The sequence below is a fragment of the Sinanaerobacter chloroacetimidivorans genome, assembly GCF_018128545.1.
GTDB classification, from domain to species: domain Bacteria; phylum Bacillota; class Clostridia; order Peptostreptococcales; family Anaerovoracaceae; genus Sinanaerobacter; species Sinanaerobacter chloroacetimidivorans.
The window spans coordinates 403,819-420,178 of sequence record NZ_JAGSND010000003.1 but is presented as its reverse complement, the minus strand read 5'-3'; the positions used below and the strand labels follow the sequence as shown (position 1 = coordinate 420,178).

General features: G+C 49.8%; 23 protein-coding genes. 1 reads left to right on the top strand and 22 read right to left on the bottom strand.

Annotated features, from left to right (window positions below; genetic code table 11):
- Positions 1-23 precede the first annotated feature (23 nt).
- The 17 genes from KCX82_RS07445 to KCX82_RS23350 form a co-directional block, all read right to left on the bottom strand.
- Positions 24-293: a DNA cytosine methyltransferase gene (locus KCX82_RS07445; RefSeq protein WP_465250631.1), complete on the bottom strand. Its 270-nt coding sequence runs from the start codon at positions 291-293 to the stop codon at positions 24-26.
- The gene (locus KCX82_RS07440; protein ID WP_227017817.1) at positions 293-724 is read right to left on the bottom strand and encodes a DUF7768 domain-containing protein; all 432 of its coding nucleotides are present in this window, start codon (positions 722-724) and stop codon (positions 293-295) included. Before KCX82_RS07440 ends, KCX82_RS07445 begins: the two co-directional genes overlap by 1 nt.
- 19 nt (positions 725-743) lie before the next feature.
- A complete protein-coding gene (locus tag KCX82_RS07435; protein WP_227017816.1) occupies positions 744-1,646 on the bottom strand; it encodes a conjugal transfer protein TrbL family protein in 903 nt (300 codons plus the stop codon).
- A gap of 83 nt (positions 1,647-1,729) precedes the next feature.
- Entirely contained in the window at positions 1,730-2,164 is a 435-nt protein-coding gene (locus KCX82_RS07430) for a hypothetical protein (protein WP_227017815.1), read from the bottom strand.
- A 73-nt stretch (positions 2,165-2,237) separates the two neighbouring features.
- On the bottom strand, positions 2,238-2,627 hold the full coding sequence (locus KCX82_RS07425; RefSeq protein WP_227017814.1) for a hypothetical protein: 390 nt from the start codon (positions 2,625-2,627) through the stop codon (positions 2,238-2,240).
- Positions 2,628-2,664: 37 nt separating this feature from the next.
- The gene (locus KCX82_RS07420; protein ID WP_227017813.1) at positions 2,665-3,672 is read right to left on the bottom strand and encodes a nucleotidyl transferase AbiEii/AbiGii toxin family protein; all 1,008 of its coding nucleotides are present in this window, start codon (positions 3,670-3,672) and stop codon (positions 2,665-2,667) included.
- Positions 3,653-4,321 (bottom strand): DUF6088 family protein, encoded by a 669-nt coding sequence (locus KCX82_RS07415; RefSeq protein WP_227017812.1) that lies wholly within the window; start codon positions 4,319-4,321, stop codon positions 3,653-3,655. Before KCX82_RS07415 ends, KCX82_RS07420 begins: the two co-directional genes overlap by 20 nt.
- Positions 4,322-4,421: 100 nt before the next feature.
- Positions 4,422-4,811, bottom strand: coding sequence for a DUF3852 domain-containing protein (locus KCX82_RS07410; protein ID WP_465250630.1), 390 nt, complete (start codon positions 4,809-4,811; stop codon positions 4,422-4,424).
- A gap of 31 nt (positions 4,812-4,842) precedes the next feature.
- Positions 4,843-6,552: a DUF8193 domain-containing protein gene (locus KCX82_RS07405; RefSeq protein ID WP_465250629.1), complete on the bottom strand. Its 1,710-nt coding sequence runs from the start codon at positions 6,550-6,552 to the stop codon at positions 4,843-4,845.
- Positions 6,553-6,599: 47 nt separating this feature from the next.
- Entirely contained in the window at positions 6,600-7,100 is a 501-nt protein-coding gene (locus KCX82_RS07400; RefSeq protein WP_227017811.1) for a DUF6550 family protein, read from the bottom strand.
- A 102-nt stretch (positions 7,101-7,202) separates the two neighbouring features.
- Positions 7,203-7,748 (bottom strand): hypothetical protein, encoded by a 546-nt coding sequence (locus KCX82_RS07395; RefSeq protein WP_227017810.1) that lies wholly within the window; start codon positions 7,746-7,748, stop codon positions 7,203-7,205.
- 8 nt (positions 7,749-7,756) lie between these two features.
- Complete coding sequence (locus KCX82_RS07390; RefSeq protein ID WP_227017809.1) at positions 7,757-8,152, bottom strand: DUF4320 family protein; 396 nt, start codon at positions 8,150-8,152, stop codon at positions 7,757-7,759.
- Positions 8,146-8,796, bottom strand: coding sequence for a DUF3848 domain-containing protein (locus KCX82_RS07385; RefSeq protein ID WP_227017808.1), 651 nt, complete (start codon positions 8,794-8,796; stop codon positions 8,146-8,148). The genes KCX82_RS07390 and KCX82_RS07385 overlap by 7 nt, the downstream gene beginning before the upstream one ends.
- A gap of 11 nt (positions 8,797-8,807) precedes the next feature.
- Positions 8,808-9,680: a secretion protein F gene (locus tag KCX82_RS07380; protein WP_227017807.1), complete on the bottom strand. Its 873-nt coding sequence runs from the start codon at positions 9,678-9,680 to the stop codon at positions 8,808-8,810.
- Positions 9,681-9,682: 2 nt separating this feature from the next.
- On the bottom strand, positions 9,683-10,612 hold the full coding sequence (locus KCX82_RS07375) for a type II secretion system F family protein (RefSeq protein WP_227017806.1): 930 nt from the start codon (positions 10,610-10,612) through the stop codon (positions 9,683-9,685).
- Positions 10,609-11,958 (bottom strand): ATPase, T2SS/T4P/T4SS family, encoded by a 1,350-nt coding sequence (locus KCX82_RS07370; RefSeq protein WP_405127676.1) that lies wholly within the window; start codon positions 11,956-11,958, stop codon positions 10,609-10,611. Before KCX82_RS07370 ends, KCX82_RS07375 begins: the two co-directional genes overlap by 4 nt.
- Entirely contained in the window at positions 11,955-12,422 is a 468-nt protein-coding gene (locus KCX82_RS23350) for a hypothetical protein (RefSeq protein WP_465250628.1), read from the bottom strand. The genes KCX82_RS07370 and KCX82_RS23350 overlap by 4 nt, the downstream gene beginning before the upstream one ends.
- Before the next feature lie 37 nt (positions 12,423-12,459).
- Between KCX82_RS23350 and KCX82_RS23345 the strand changes: the two genes are divergently transcribed.
- Complete coding sequence (locus tag KCX82_RS23345) at positions 12,460-12,696, top strand: hypothetical protein (RefSeq protein WP_465250627.1); 237 nt, start codon at positions 12,460-12,462, stop codon at positions 12,694-12,696.
- Positions 12,697-12,769: 73 nt separating this feature from the next.
- Here KCX82_RS23345 and cpaB read toward each other — a convergent pair whose 3' ends face one another.
- The 5 genes from cpaB to KCX82_RS07340 all read right to left on the bottom strand — a co-directional run bounded on the left by cpaB (position 12,770) and on the right by KCX82_RS07340 (position 16,256).
- Entirely contained in the window at positions 12,770-13,570 is an 801-nt protein-coding gene (gene cpaB / locus KCX82_RS07360) for a Flp pilus assembly protein CpaB (protein WP_227017803.1), read from the bottom strand.
- Complete coding sequence (locus KCX82_RS07355) at positions 13,567-14,019, bottom strand: prepilin peptidase (protein ID WP_227017802.1); 453 nt, start codon at positions 14,017-14,019, stop codon at positions 13,567-13,569. Before KCX82_RS07355 ends, cpaB begins: the two co-directional genes overlap by 4 nt.
- Entirely contained in the window at positions 14,009-14,455 is a 447-nt protein-coding gene (locus KCX82_RS07350; protein WP_227017801.1) for a SpoVG family protein, read from the bottom strand. The genes KCX82_RS07355 and KCX82_RS07350 overlap by 11 nt, the downstream gene beginning before the upstream one ends.
- Before the next feature lie 97 nt (positions 14,456-14,552).
- Positions 14,553-15,290 carry a Fic family protein gene (locus tag KCX82_RS07345; protein ID WP_227017800.1) on the bottom strand — a complete coding sequence of 246 codons (738 nt, stop codon included), beginning with the start codon at positions 15,288-15,290 and terminating at the stop codon, positions 14,553-14,555.
- Positions 15,291-15,401: 111 nt separating this feature from the next.
- Positions 15,402-16,256, bottom strand: a complete 855-nt coding sequence (locus KCX82_RS07340; protein ID WP_227017799.1) for a hypothetical protein — start codon at positions 16,254-16,256, stop codon at positions 15,402-15,404.
- Between the last annotated feature and the right edge of the window lie 104 nt (positions 16,257-16,360).

Here is a 16,360-nt window from a genome sequence, read left to right as displayed (position 1 = left end):
AGTTTTCATGAAGAAGCGGCCTATTAAGCGGCTTTCTCGTCTGACTTCGGGATAATTATTTCTTCGGTATTATCCTGACACGGCGAGCCCCCGCAAAGGATGTCAACAAGCGGCAGTTTTGCTCCATCCAGTTTTGTAATGTCCCCGACATGCACCATGCCGGGGAATCGGATTTTTGTAACTTCGATGGGAAAGGCCTCGATTTCACTCGCCCATATCGGTGTTACTCCGTTGTGGACTGCCGCGAGCGGGAAGCCTCCGATACCATCGAAGAGGCTCCCCAGTGTAAGCATTATCGCAGTCCCGTCATGCTGCGCATACCTTGGCTGTCTTGCGGATATGCCTTTTCGATTTTTACACGGCCTTCCTGTATGATGCGTATCTCTTTGCCCTCCTCCTGCATATTACCAAGAATCTGTTCCTCGGACACATAGCGGATTGGGATGCCAAGCTGTTTTGCCAGTTCAATTTCCGCTTCCATGCCCATACTGATCCGGTCGCCGCACACCCACAACTCATCACATATTTCCAATATGCGGATCCCAAACTTCATTCCGGCTTTCCGTTCCTCGGGATCAGTGTCATCCAAAATCTGCGGATACAAAAGGTGGGGCGCAAAAAAAGCGTGCCCTTGTTCCATCACATAGCGACACGCCCGCCTGGCAAACGTGATATTCTTTTCGACATCCCCGGCGTAGGGGGACGCCACATAGATGAGTTTCATCGTATGCTTCCTTTCCTTGTTATTTCGCCACTGCCTGAATCACCGTGCGGGTAGTATTAACGGCGGCCTGCGCGGTATAGGCTGCGGACATCAAATTGGCTTTCGTCGAAGTATCCAGTCCGAACGCTCCGGCGATCCTCGGCACCTCGCCCGCCGACAGCATTAACCCGATACCCAGCAGCGCGTTATCCTTGACCACCATCAAGCCGGCAGTGAGGATCGTCGCCTGCAAAAATGTGGTCAGGCACAGACCGATGATCTGCTTGCACCACTGAATAAAGCCGTCAATATAGCCGCGGGGAACGGAGAACATGTACAGGCTGCCAACGGCAATCTGGATCAGCAGGATGCCGCCGCGTTTAAGATTAGAGAAAAATACCTTTATTACCGCATATCCCATGAGAATGACAAGGAATAGCAACATAATAGGACTTGTAATGGCGTTAATTCCTCCAAACGCGCCGGAACTCATGGCGCTGCTGATGTCTGACGCGCTTCCGAGTCCCGTAATGAAATTGCTCGCAGCTTCACCAAAGCTCTGGCCATATCCGGTAACACCCGCCGTGAGGCTGCTCTGTAAGCTTGCCGAGAGCTTGAACAGTTCTACCGGTGCGACGCTGAAAAGCGATACCGCCATAAAACCCTTGATCGCATTCAGTGCGGAGTCCTTGATACTGCCGCGCCCGTTTTGATACTCAATGCCGGTTTCAAAGGCTGCCACCACGAGCCCGGTGACATACAGCGCCCAAGCCAGATAGGAAAAAAACAGGACGATGGACTGTATCCAGCCCATGTCGAACAATTCAGCGCCCATGTTTCCCATCTGTGAAAAAAAGTCGCCGAGAAATCCCACGATCTGCCCATAAAGCCAGTCAATGAGCTGATCCATCACCGTGCCAAGAACAAAATCCCATATAAACAAGTGCGGAACACCCCCCTTTCCTGAGCATAAAAAGCGCGCTGTGTTTTGTTCACAGAGCGCCAGGAAGTATGATCACTGCTGGTTTATCCCATCTGCGGTGTCATTCCTTGGGACATTTCATGAACCGGTTCTCGGAATACTTCAAGGTAATTATCTACCTCATTGGCAAGCTCTTCAAAATCTGACGGAGTGGGCTTATATACGTACCACTCTAACTCATTCTGATATTTCCAAATATGCGGGCTGACACCTTCTTTAAAATTGGGGTTGGTCACTTGCTTTTTTCCAAGCACCTCACTAAATCGTAAGACTGTGCTGTCGATTACACCCTCGGTTCGATTGATGAGCGATATTTTGAGCGCTTCATATTTATCCGCATGTCCTAAAGTAATAAATTCTGCGCGCACGCAGATGTTGCCACTGATTTTTCCATAACACGTCCTGCCGACAAATCTTGTGTCTGCGAAGACCGCATTGTGGTCAAAAAGCTTTCGCAGCTCGTTTTCAAATGTGGTCATACACTTTTCCTCCATGTAAATAGAAAAGACGCACTGCGGTTTTATGCACAGTACGCCTTTTGAATGATTGTTGTTAATTTTTCTGTTCGCATATTTGCGAAAGTTTCAGATAGTGGGTGGCATAGGCTTTTTCAATGTCCTCGCCGCCGCTTTTGGAGAAGCGGAGCTGCTTTGCGCGGGGACTATCTTTCTGCCCCCACTGCTTATAAAAGGTCCATGAGCCCTTGAGGCTATTTTTTGCCGCATAGCTTTGAATTTCACGCATGACAAAGGACAGCTTGGAAAGATTCACCTTGCAGACACGCTCCAAATAGTCCACCTTGCCAAACCGCCACCGCTCATAATCCTCTTTTGAGAGGATACCAAGATCAAGCAGTACCTGCACCGGCGTTGCGATGCCGGTCTTCTGTATCTGCTTATACATGGAATTATGCACGTTCCCCACAGTTTTGTTGTTGTTCATTGCGATGCCTCCTGGATTTAAGAACTGCCACTTGGTTTCATAGCATCCTCTGCCCCGCACTTTCACTGGCGATTTGCTTCATTTCAAGGCCTTCGTCCAGTTCGAGCAGGATTTGACTCAGAGCTGTCATGCTTGCAGACAGTTGTGCCGGCGAAAGGATATCACTTTCCGAAAATACATAAATCTCCTGCATTTTTGAAAAGGCTGCAAACAGCTCAGGATCTGTGCCGACTGCATCGAACAGCTTGAATTCAGAAAACGGTTTTTCCGGCAGGTCGCTGCCGATCCTTTCCCTTTCTTCATTACGCTTATAGGCGAGCATTGTTACGAGATCCTCCGGAGCTGAGAGCAGAAAGCGTATTCTTTCCTGTTCCATCATCGTGGAAAGATCGTAAAGATGCTTAGCGGTATCAAACAGCATACGCCTCTGATAATAGAACTCCGCAGCCAATATTTTGTCTGCAAAAATCCGCTCCAGCTTGATGGTGTGAATGGAAAACGGTTTGACCCTATAATTTGATTCAAGAATCCGGCGCTGCTCTGAGTTTGCTTCCGAATAAAGCAGCGGCGAAATTTCAATGGCTTCCACTGGCTCGCTGATCGTAAAGGAGGTTGCCTCAACCTTCACATAACCAAACCGCTGCAGTGAGTCATCGGCGTCAACAACAGTCACGGGGATATACTCATACACGCTGGTGATGCTGCCCTTTTGATTGCTTTCCTTGGCTTTATCTGATGTCCTTAAAAGAGTATGGTAGCCGTTCGCCGCTGTTTCCAGGCGTTTTTTTCCTTGACTTTTTGAGCAGTCATGTATTTCAACAGTGAGATCGATATCTTCGGAAAAACGCTTCATGCGACCGATTGATTTATACAGGGCGGTACCGCCCTTAAAGTAAGCGGGAAGGGTATCCTGCCTTTCTGCCAGCTCCCATAGAAGCAGTGTAAGATAATAATCCTTTTCCACGATATCGCTTCGAATGCCTGTTCTGCGGCTGACATCAGAGAGCAGGGCTTCAAACGCATCTCTATCTTGATGTAAATTCATCTTCCACCTCCATGAGCAAGTCAATAAGCGGCAGTAAAACTTTCGTCGGGTAATGCCTTCGGGCCGTAAATATCAGTATAAGGCCATCTAACTTCTGCCTTTGGGCGTACCCAGCCAGCAGCAGCTCCGGTTTCTCCGCGTCAATATGCGCATTGGGAAGCTCACTTACCATATCAATGAACTGAAGGTATTTCCAGTTGTCACCGGTCACAGCCGAAGGCGGCTTCCGCAGCCTGATATGGCAATCCTCCGGCAGCCTTGCTCCATAGCGGTTTGTTGTGATTTCGATATCACGGGGAATCAGGGTAGTCAGTCCCAGCTTGTTCAGCAGGAACGCACCGGATTCGTACCCTATTTTCGCGCCGCTCTGTTCTGTCAGTGTCTTTTTTACCACTTCGTCGATGCTGGGGGTCGCTTTCCCAAAAACGGTTTGCTTCACCTGGCAATACATGCCTTTTTGCAGTCTTTCAATTTCACCCTTGTCTGCCATCCGCTTCAACTTAACATTGGTTAAGGTTTTGGCCTGTTCGTATGGAAGCGAGAACATCTCCGCCAGTTGCTGTGCTATGTCCTCTGTTTGGATAGCTGACTCATAAGGCATATTCCTCACGGTATCCGCAATGTGTTCTCCATATCCGACCTGCTCCATGTTTTCACCTCCCTGCAAAGTGATATTATATTCCTTTGTTTTTTTAGTATTATTGCCATTATAATATCACTTTATGCATTGGAAGTCAATCTGTTCCTGATTACATTCCGAGAATCGTCCAAATGTAAAGTGGCGCTGTCAATGTAAACACAAGGCATGCGAACAGAATCGCAGGCGCGGCCCACTCGAACTGACCATGTTTCCGATAATCAAAGTACGTGGTGCCCAATTTGGCGAAAAAAAACACAGCAAGGATCAAATCTATCGCCGGGAAAACGACCTTATTCACAACGGTTTTGATCTGATCCGACGCGTCGTTCCAAGTGTCTTCAATGGCCCCGGCCACATCACCGCTGCCTGCGGCATGCGCCGTGATACCATACATTAAAACCACGGTCAGAGCGAAGCACAGAAGCAATGATATTTTCTTGAGCTTTGTCATAATGATCACCTTTCCAAAATGCAACAAGACTGCGAGATGGTTTCTCACAGCCTTGCCCATATAAAAATAAACTTTTTTGTTACGGATTGAGAGGCGCCACGTGCCAATCCTGATATAAGTTCCCGCGAATCGTCAGCGAATCGGTGAGATTGGCCGAGAGCATCCCAATCGGCGTCCATGCGTCGATGAGCCAGGTATTAACGGTATAAGCGCCGTCCGGCATCCAAATTTGCGTGAAATGGGTTCGACTTTTATATGTCGAATAAGGGTTTCTCTGGAATTCAAAACGTCCTGAACCCATTTGATCCAGAAGCCGCCAGTATGTCGTATAGCAAAACTCCGGAAAGTAGCTGACAGCGTTCTGCGGCTGCGTGACTGCCGAGCTTTGACTGGAGCTGACGCTTCCGGTCACAGTTTGATTGATACCGTATCCCGACTTCATCACGCGTCTGCTAGCTGTGGGGTTTTTGCTGTCGCACTGAATGCTCATGGAGGCAGTCAGACTGGCGTTGTAACGATTCAGATCAAATTCCCACCATCCTTTGTCAACCCAATATCCGCTGCCGTCTCCTGTAGAATGCCACACCCAATTTTCATACCACCACGGGTGCCAGACTGTCCAGCTTGCATCGGCCTGCATTGGACGATCTGGTACGGATGTCGAAGAAAAACTGTCGTTGCGGTCGTCAGCCACAGGGTTTGGCGGCGGGTTCTGATCTAAATCAACGATTTTTGCGTTGATGGTAGCCTTAGAAACTCTACCGGGGCCAGATACAGTGACGGCAATCACCATGCTCTGTGCCGTATTTGGTGTCTTCCATTTTACCCACACAAGCTGACTGTCACCGCTTGGGTAATAGACATTGCTCACATTATATGTTGTGCCGCCGATGTCGAAGCTGACGCGAGTCAGGTTGTCGGGATCGGATTGCCCTCCGCTTACTGTAACCGCCGTGATGACCTCGGTATTGGTTCGGTATTCGTAATCATAGACGGTTACGGCCGGCGGTTCTGTCTTATCGGTAAAACGGATAATGCCAAGTCCGAGGCTTGAAATGATGTCCGAATCGGATGCGATGTCCGACCTGCTTCCATTCCACGTAGGATAGCCGAGATCCGCAACCTCTAAGAACATTGCGAGGGGGAGATTCTTATGAGTAAGTGATTTCATCCAATATTTGAGCAAACCGCTCACCTGCTGGTCGTAAAGAGCAGCTTCTGTCGCTGTGGTAGCGACCATAGCACCCTGAAACTTGTAATAGGCGATAGGTTCAAGAAGTATTTTGTAATCTCCTCCTATGAGAATGTCATAATTCATACCGGTGACCTCGGCGATTCTCTTAACCACATATTCTGAACAAAAATACTTCTTTATGGTTGGTATGTTGCTTGTTCCATTCGTGCTGATAATCCTGGGCATGGCTAGTCCAGGATTTTTAAAGGTATATCCTCCTTGGACTGGGTGCAGTGGAGTGCCGCCATTATACTGTAATTTACTGACTTTACCAAAATGATATAGATTAACTGGCGGCGTTATATTTGTAAAATCAACAGGTACGGCGGCCACAACATGATCGCTCACTCTCACTACAGTCACGCGCACACCATCATTACCCGGACTCCACACGTTGTTGCTTGATCCGCTGGTGCTCATTCCGCCTCCGCCGCTGTCAATATTCCCACTGCCTCCGGTGTCTGCCAAAGCTGTTATGGGTAAGAGAAAGCAAAGAGCGATCAGCAGTCCGGCTGCTGGTCTTAGCAGTTTTTTCACATGATCCTCCTTTCTCAAATAAAAAAGCACGGTATCATCCGTGCTTGAGTAGATATCTATTTTGATTACATTTCTCCAACCTGCTTGTTGATGTCGCCATCACCGTCTACAGTCTCGCCTTGATTAGGGCCACCATTCGGTACGTTGTCGAAGCCTGGCAGTCCGCCTCCGCTTTGTGATGAACCGTCAGTTGATGTGCCGTTGGAGCTTTCCGTATTGGCACTGCTGTTCGGCTTTTGAGAGGGATCGGTGAGCTGCTCCTTACTCGGTGCCGGGGGCTTGCTTACATCTCCTTGAATTTTTTGATCAGTGCCTGTAGAATCGGCTCCGTTTTCTGTGATTGCTGGCTGGGAGGTATTTGGTGTTACCACCACAACCTCTTTCCCTTTTTCTGCATCGGTATTCACCGTCACTTGGGAAGACTGGGAGTTTTGAGATGGAAGAGGCTGCTCAGCAGACTTTTCAGGGATGAAGCGGCTGCCGATCAGAACAGCCAGCACAACGCATGCTGCGAGGCACCCTGCTATGGCAAGCCGTTTTTGGGTTTTATCACTTATATTTTTCATCGGTGCATCCTCCTGTAAATTTCTGATAGCTCCTTTTAGCCCCACCCTACCATAAGAGTTCTTGGAAGTCTATCATTATTATAAAAAAGTTTTTAAGATTTGTCAAAACTTGGGAATATATCCCGCTGTATTTTTTATCTTGATCTGCATGGACGGCAGAATCTTACCAGCAAAGGACACGGGAACCTCCAGCATAATCGTGCTATCAGCCTCGAATCTGGAGGATTTCTGGTCTCCTGCGGCAAAGGGAGCGTTGCGGATATCTACGGATAAATCCCAGATCCGAAATTCCAGCTTGCCTTCCACAGTACTTTTTTTGTGATAACGGCCACTTTCGGTCAGGCCGAGGGTGCTGTCAATCCGGCCATAAATATCGCCATAGTCCAGCGATTCCTCAAAGTTCTCGGCAATTGGCTGATAGGCACCCGAATATCCTTCGCGGATGCCATGATACACATCGTCATAATTGTCATTGACGGTAGAGATGACAGCGGCTTGCATTGCGTCCCTCACACCTTGAGCAATAATCATCAAGCGGAAATACTCCGAGACACCACAGAATATAAGCAGCAGAGCGAGAGTAACGGCAACAACCAACGGAAATGAAGAACCGCATTTGTCCAACAGGACTTTCTTGATTTTTTGCATCTCACCACCTACTTCCAATAAACTTCCGATTTCCCAGATGCGTAGGCCCGAAGCGTAATGGGAAACGAGCGGAAGCCCGAAAAAAGGCCGATGTTTGTTTCATAGGTAACAGTTACCGTGACTTCGTGGTTTAGCTGAATATTGCCGGTTTGCGACCATGTCACGGTAGGATCCAGCCCGGTACGCTCCCGCAGGAGCTGTTCCTGCACGGATGTTTCTGTTCCAACACGTCCGGCAATTTCCGCTTCGCGAATGAGTTCTGCCGCAAAGGTGTCAATCTGCTGCTTGGCGATATAGGCTGGGAAAACGCGCACTGCGAGAGCGATAACCAACATAGCGCAAAGAACCAACACGGCTACGTCAATGTAACCCTCGCCGCGCTTACTTCTTAGAATCGTCAGCACATGGTCACCCCCTGATCCAGAGCAGGCGGCGCTTGCTCCCGAATCTCGTCGCTCAGCATGTGCCACACATCGCCGCTGAAATTCGCACGAATGACTTCCTGGTTCAGCAATTCCTCCGCAGTGATTTCCATCGCGTATTCAATATCGTCGGGATGACCTTTCACGTTCTGGCCGGACAGCAGCAGATTCGCTTTTTCGGGCGTCAGATAGGCGAATCCATACGGTGTCATCATGTCAAAGGACACATTGGGATGCCGCTCGATGAATTCCCGCACGGTGACCGGTTCGTACCGTCCGGGGGGCGGATCTGCGTCCGCCATCAGCGTATAGAAGCTCTCGGTATCCTGGCAGTCCATGACCGTCCAGACTGCATGGGAGAAATCCTCGTCATGCATTATCTCCATACTGTTTTCCTCGATCCATTTATCCCGTACGATTTCCAGTGGGTTCTGAAAACGCAGGAACCACTTTGCCTGCTCTTCATCCACGTGACGCATAAGATGCTCCTTGACCAGTCTGGTCGCGTAGATTTCCTCCGCCTTCCCAATCAACTCGGAGGCGGACATTGACGACCATTCGGCGGCAAAATCAGCATAGTTTTCCCTCAGTCTATCAAAAAGTAAGACTTGATGTTTGTTTTCCATTTTGATTCCTCCTATAACATTCCGCCGAGGGATGCAATGATTTCATAGGCTATAATCGACATATAAGTCAGCAGGAAACATATCAGCATGAGGAAAGAGAACACCCGGATTTTAGGCGGTATCTTCATGGCCTGGGCCTTGAGACGCTGGAGTTCCAACTGCTTCATGTCATGAGTGAGCATTTGGAAATACATTCCGCCGTCATCGCCGCGCAATACGCCGATGAGCCCTCTCGTGATATCCGAAAGCATCGGCGAGCTGAGCCTGGCCTCAAATCGGGTAAGTGCCGCCTCATAGGAAGACGAGCGCATATCTGCTGTCAGGATGTCCAGCTCTGAAGCAAATTCTACTTTTGCGTTTTTCTTGAAATGCTCCAGAATAGACAGGACATCCCGGCTGGCCTTCAGCTCCTGGGTGATCGTCGCAACAAACCGGGGCAGTTCCTGTTCAATCTTGCTTCGCTTTTCTGAGAGGGCTTCATCTGCTTTGCGAATTTCTTTGAAATAGACAAGGACGGCGAGGAACACGACGATAGGCGAAAGCAGCGGCAGGATGATTAGGCTTGGAATCACGCCCAAGGCTACCGCCGCCGCCTTGACAATGGCCGAGGCCGTGAACAGCTCCGGGGTCATATTGATCCCAGCCGCCGAAAGGACATTTTCCATACGGCTGCACTTATACTCGTTTATGTGGATATGGCGGGAAAGTCGGACGGTGGCGTCTTGCAGTAGCGCATCTGCGTTTTTAGGCTTTGCTCCGGTCTGTTTGACTGCTGCCAGCATTGCCTTTTGAGCGGCGAAGCTGGGAAGCCTCAGATAATCTGCCGCAATAAAAAAGAGCCCCACCGCCAGCAGTGCTCCGAATAATATGATTGCTATCGTCATCGCTACCTCCTATACTCTATGGGCTGGGTGAGCCTGATCACAGAGGCTGTGGAAACAAAAATCACGGCGGCGCAGACGGTAAGAACGAGCTGTCCCATCGCGGTGTGCATCAGCGTGTGATGCCAGTCCCGGTTCAGAAAATACAGGATCGGGATGTTGCCAACCACAAGAAGCTGCATGATAATAAACTCCTTGCGAGGTTCGAACACCATATTTTCCAGCTCACCGTTGACCACGCGCATATCACTGAGCTTTGTGACGATGGGAATCAATGTAGTCTTAAGGCTGCGGTCATGCCGGCACGCAATGAGCGCGTCGCACCATTCGTGGAACACTGCGTTGTCGATTTGATCTTTCAGGTCATAGAGCGCCGCCTCCACATCGGGGTTGACCAGCTTAACTCTGGTAAGAAAGGTTTTGAACACCGATAGTACGGGAGGATTGAGGTAATCGAGGTTTTCTTCCACTGCGGTGAGGATATCTTCGTTTCGCAGATACGACGTGGTGATGATTGACAGTGCTGTTTCAAGCTCTGCGGCAATATCTTTCTTAAAGTGGGTCTGCGTCAGCACCACATACCAGAACGGCAGAAGCATCATGCCGACGGCCAATACAGGAACAAGAAAAAAATTACCCAGCACGATGGCGATAGAAGCTCCCGCCGCAAAGAAGACCAGCGATAGGAGGCAGAGCCTCGGAAAGCTCTTTTCCCGCCCAGTGGCTTTCAGGATTGCCTGGGTCTCGGCAATCTGACGGCGCAGATAGGATCGCTTCTTCCGATGGGTGGTTTCGTTTATTTCGTTACGGAGGGACTTCGGCTTATCGACAAGACGGACGAATACTGCGTCAGTGAAGGTCATGGGGGAAAATCCAAACAGAATAAATGAGCCAGTGATCATACCGATACAGGCGATCAGAAGCACGAAATTCATGCGCTTTGCACCTCCTTGTGTTTCAACTGATTGATAAGGGCTTGGGGCATCCCGTTTTCCAGAAGCTGCCTTGCAAGACTGTCTGATATGGAATTTACCTGCTCGTGATGTCCCTCAATGACGAATCTATCTCCCTTCATGCGGTTTTCGGTAATGACATACTGGAAAAGCGGACGATATACACGGGTGCCGTCCGGCAGGATCTCGCACTCCTGGATCTCCATCATCCGCCGCTGCTTGTCTTCCAACTGCTTACAAAACACGACAATGGGATATGCCTCCGTCACATAACCCATCAGCGTTTCATCCGACATGTCCACCGCCCGCTTGCAGAGGGAAACCATTCTACGATAGGTCGCCTCGCAGGAATTGGAGTGGATCGTGGTTAAAACAGCCACGCCGGTTCGTGCCGCCTCCTGAGCGGCGTTTGCCTCTGCACCGCGCATCTCGCCGACCACGACAATGTCCGGATTGAAGCGAAGCGCCATGTCCAGCAGGCTGATCTGATCCACCCTCTGGCGGTCGTTATCGCTGTCGCGGGTTAACGTATGGATGACAGAATTAATGACTCGTCCATCCTTTTCCCGCACCAATGCCAGTTCACGGGAGCCATTCTCTATGGTATAGATTCGCTTGTTGCCGGGAACGGTGGTCAGGATCCAGCCCGCCACGGTTGTCTTGCCGGAGCTGGTGGCTCCCGCCACACAGACGGAGATACCGTAACGGATACAGAAGGATAAGAAGTCCAGCATCGGTTCGGTGGCTGTGCCGCTATTTACAAAGTCCTCTTTTCCCATATTCTGCGGGTTAACAATACGGATACTCGCGGCAACTCCCACGTCCTCATCCACAATGGGACTTTTCAGTACGGCGATGCGGATATTTTTGCTTAAGTGCCCCAAGGCGATAGGACTGGCATTGTCAAGCACGATGCCACTGACATGAAGCATCCTTCGGATGACGCTCAACGCATGTTCAGGGCTGTCGAAGCGTTCCTCCAGCTTGTCCGTTCGGCCATCCGAATACTGCACCTCAATGTCCCGCCAGGAGTTGATATCGATTTCCTCAATTCCCGTACCGAAAATGTATTTGGTGAGAAAACTGAATTCCGCCATTTCGGTGTACAGTGCGTCGACCAGACTGTTCCCACTCATCCCGCCGACCGCAATACGGCGGTCCTGAATGTACTTGGTAATGTAACGCTTCATCTGCACCTTGGCATCCGCAGCATCCCCGGTGATAAGGGCGCTGTAATGTGCAGAGATATATCCCTGCACATCGGCCAGTACCGAAGAAAAATCTTTTTCTCCGCTCTCGGGTGTAAAAAACAGGTTCTCCGATTTCATACGCCGAACACCTCCTGACATATCTTTTCAACCTCCTTACGAAATTGCCGGCTGTCTTTGAGAGACAGGTCTGTCAGAAGATTTCCTGCAAGGTACTGTTCCTCAAGCTCTTGCGAATACGGCAAGGTAAATGCCACCGAACCGAGGGCCTGCCCGATCTGCTGTCCTGCCTGATGCGGCTTCAAGTTGGAGGCCACCTTGTACTGCTTGTCTGTGTCCCATTTGCTGTCGCGGAGAAGCGGAAGCTGGCTGGACAGGTAACTCACCGATTTTAAATCTGCGCCTGCAAGGCGCAGAACGCTGTCGGCTTCCATGAGTGCCACCGCCGAAAGGATGTCGTTTGCAATATAGCTGCCGCAGTCGACCACCACAAAAGGAGCGATCTCCCGAAGCCCATTCAGCAGCTCTTTTGCCTGTACCTCAGAATATGGCGGGTACGTATATTCGTTTTCGCCCTTTCGCATCCCGAGGAATGTGAGATGATTGTGTCGCTTCAGGGTTATGAGGTTGTATTTTATCAGCGGCTCCGACACATGGGCTGCGGCAAGAATGCTGCCAAGCGAATGTTCGCCGTCCAGCTCGGAGGGAGGGCAGACGCAAGGCAGCATGGGAGCGGTCATATCACAGAGTACCAGCACGGTGTTATGCTTCTGGTCGGCCAGATGCTTCGCCAGCTTGACCGCCACTGTGGTTTTTCCGGAACCGGGGGAGCCCCAGACTGCCAGAATGCCGCCCTGAATCTCCGGCTCTTTTGGCAAGCCTCCCTCGCCGGCACGGCGTGTGAAGATGCCGTTTTTCTTAAAGTTCAGCATTATTCCACCCCATTCGTACCGAATGCCGGCTGACCGGAAGTTTCTCTGCCCTCAACGTCCTGCTGATCGCCGGGATATATCGCAGCAAGCGCTTTGTCCTGCGCCTCAATAAACTTGGCTGCATTTTCGTCGCTTCCGCGATAGACGAGGGACAGATGGAGCTTGCCATCGGCTTCCAATGCGGCCAGTACCCTGCTCTGTTCCGGGGTGACCAGCAGGGTCACGGTGGATGGCAGCTCACGGTCGTCCCCACTGCCAACTGTCTCTCCCGTGTTGGCGTCGTAGCCGGAGGATGCGGTCACGCTGATCACCTCCACATACTTGAGCTCTTGCGGTATTACAGTCGCGCCCTGCTGCATGTAGTCAGGGGCGATGACCGATACGATATCCCCGCTCTGAAGCTTGCCTGACAGCCCGTCTGCAAATTGCTTGATGGTCACCGACATGGCCTGCTTCGTGCCGTCGAGGCTATACAGATACGCGTTTTCAGCTGCGGGGGTTTCGGACAGCTTGGCAGTCAGAATGTAATCGCCGACAGTAAGATCTGCCTTAGTATATTTGCCGATCGCCAACTCGGGTTTTCGGATCACGCTTTCAGGCAGGCCGTAACCGCCTACTTCCACCGTCTGGACCATATCTTTACTGATCTTCTCACCGGCCTTGATCTCTTTCACAACACGGACAATGTCGGTTTTCGCGCTGACTGCCCGATTGAACAGCGGAGTCATGCCGAAGCAAATGATGAGTGAAAGCAGAATACAGAGAGCACCCACCATGGTGCGGTTTTTCAATATGCTCATAGAGTCAGACCTCCAAAATTTAAAAGATACGAGGCAAGAAAGCCTGCAGATAAAAAGGGCGCCAGCGGCAGGAGCGTTTCCCCGGCCGCCAGCGCGTTGATGTGTTTCAGTTTTCGGATACTCCGAATAATCAGATGGTAAAGCAGCACTGCCGAAAGCCCAAAAATCAGACCCGCCATCCCCAGTGGAAAACCGAGGACAAAGCCGGCGGAGGCTGTCAGCTTGATATCGCCGCCTCCCATGCCGCCCTCCTTCAGGAGCGCGGCAATGAAAAGCGGCAGACCGAGCAGAAGGCCCGCCAGTTTATCCGGAGTGAATGTCAGCAGACCAGCGCAGAGAATCATGGCGTTCAGCTCATTAGGAATAATCCTTTTGCGTATATCCCATACCGAAGCTGCCAGAAGCAGGATTAAAAAAAGCGCCGCTTGTGCGACGTCCTCAGCCTGCATAAGGGGAAGCGCCCTCCATTTCCGTGCCTTTTGTTTCCGCTGAAGCTTGTTTTGCATGCTCCATTGCCCGCTGCCCCTGGGCCAATGTCTGTTCATACGCGCCGATCACGGAATCGTGCAGCTGTTGCCGGAATTCGCTCGTGGTCGGAAAGCATATCTCAACAAAACGGCCATTTGCCTGGTAGCTCGGCATGGAAATAAAGGCGCCATGCTTCCCATTGACAATCTTCACTCCACGGATCGCAAGGCAATCGTTTAAGGCGATATTGGCTCTTGCGAGAAGGTTCTCTTCATTCTGGAGCGCAATGTTGGTCACCTTGATGTTCAAGGAAACGCTCTGTGGTACAGCATCCAAAGTTTCGGCATTTTCCTCAAAGCCTTCGGAAATGTTTTCATTGAATGGGATGTCCTTTTCATTTTTTGTGTTTTCAGACATGGAATCGTCCTCCTTTGCAAATAAAAAAACGCCCTTTTGTTTCAATAGAAACCAAAAGGCGCCGGTTACGATTGTTTTATTATGATTGTTTCATCTCCTAACTGGACCCGCTAAAGTCCGGATAGAAATAGCAGACCATTTTCTCGTACTCATCTTGTGCCGACAGGCAGGTATCCACAAGATACCCCTTTTCCATATCATATTCCTTCAGCCCACGGTAATAAAACAGCTTATGCTCATGGTCGATGATAAAAGGAAGAATGTCATGCTTGAGGCATTCTTTAAACATGATGACGCGGCCCACCCTGCCATTGCCGTCCTGAAAAGGATGAATGCTCTCAAATCGGTAGTGGAAATCCACGATGTCTTCCACCGCGATCTCCTTTTGTCTGGTATAATCGGACAGGAGCTTTTGAATCTCGCCGCTGACCTTCGACGGAGCTGTCGTTTTACTGTCGCCGACCATATTGGGCTTTGACTTGTAATCCCCGACTTGGAACCATTCCTTGTTCGCGTCAGAGGTGTTCCTTTTCAGCAACAGATGGAATCCCTTGATCAGATCCTCCGTCAGCTCCTTATCGGCATGGATGAGCATGTAATCAAAGCAGGAAAAGTGATTGACCGTTTCGACGATATCGTCCTCACCAGCCATGTTATCCATTTCCAGAGTGACGGCATTGGTCTCGTAAATATACCGGACCTGATCTTCAGAAAGGCGATTGCCTTCTATCTTGTTTGAATTGTAGGCAAACTTCATCTGCGTCTGATGATACAGACTGCCCTTAAGACGCATTTCTTTTTCCTTCAACAGCCGTTCCAGCAGTCGTTGCTTCATACGCCCCACCCCCTTTTACGTGATATCTTATGATACCATATTGGGGCCCGATTTCATTCTATTTTGGGGCGTCCATTTAAGGCATCAACGAACGGATCACCTTCGTTCTCTTTAAAATGCTTTTTTTATCCGGTAATACAAATCTCTGTTATCAACTAAGATCGTTGTTTCAAAGGTTTCAAGCACAGTATTACTGTCATCCAGTGCGTCAACTGCGAAGGTAAGCTCTTTGGGGATATAATTACCCCACTTATTCAGCATGTCTTTATTCCAGAGCTTGCCTCGGTAAATCGCCCCGCTGGTTGTGACGGCGCTTGCCTTTATTGTTGTCGAATAACTGCTGTCATTAATTGACACCCGTATCGCGGGCACTTCCTCAGTTGTCTGAATGTCGATCATGAATTTTTCTCCGGACCAAAAGACACCATAAGGTCTCACCATGGAATCCAGCCCGGCTGCAACTTTGCTCGCATTATATTTCTGCCGGTTTTCCTCCCACTTTTCCGTATGGCGGATAATCGAATCCCCGTTTGAATCTGCAAAGTATGTCGGGATAAATTCAGAGTTCGGAATCAGGACCCATCCTTCCCTGCCGTTGCTATAATCTGCAATGATGATTTCTCCTACCCCGTTTCCTTCGGGTCCGCCTGGTGTATATAAGGTTCTCATGGCCAGCTTATACATCACGCCTTTTTTATATTCATCTGAACTTCCTAAATCAACAGTGATTGTCGTATGGTTTGTAAGAAAACGCTTTACCTTCCCTTCCTTGACCGTGAAGACGCCGTCTTTATCCTCATCTTGGAATACGGCAAAGTCAATTCCAACATAAATCAGGTTACCTGTTTGATCTAAGTTTGATACGTGAAGGGAAACATCCGATGGCAATCCACGAAAAGGATCTCCTGCGGCAGCAAAAGTGCAAAGGAATCCAAAATGGAGGCATAACAAGATTGTAAAAATCATGAGTGACTTTTTCATGGCTTTTATCTCAAACCTTTCTTACAGACACCCGTTCAATTAAACGACACATTAAACTTGCTACATTCTGGCTCTTCTTTTAAAAGATC